This window comes from Pseudomonas sp. ICMP 10191, from assembly GCF_001467335.1.
Lineage (GTDB): Bacteria > Pseudomonadota > Gammaproteobacteria > Pseudomonadales > Pseudomonadaceae > Aquipseudomonas > Aquipseudomonas cerasi.
In genome coordinates this window covers 1-232 of record NZ_LKGW01000089.1, presented here as the reverse complement: position 1 = coordinate 232, position 232 = coordinate 1, and the positions used below count along the sequence as shown (strand labels likewise).

At 58.6% G+C, this 232-nt stretch carries 1 protein-coding gene; it reads right to left on the bottom strand.

All coding sequences use genetic code 11. From position 1 onward, the window contains the following. Positions 1 to 232 (bottom strand): AMP-binding protein (locus tag AO388_RS07785; protein ID WP_153003979.1); only part of this gene is annotated, 232 nt, incomplete at both ends.

Here is a 232-nt window from a genome sequence, read left to right as displayed (position 1 = left end):
GAGCCATTGCCGACCGAAACAATCTCGCAGGTCGCGGAAAAGGTCGTCGCCTCGGTCGGGCCATAGCCATTAAGCAGATGCTGTGGCGGATCATTCGCCAACACCCGGCCTATAACGGTCGGGTCCAGCACATCACCGCCAACAATCAGGTAGCGCAAGCGCGAAAAAGCCTCGCCCAGCCCCGAAGCGTATTGATGGAATAAACCGGCGGTCATCCATAGCACGGTTACGG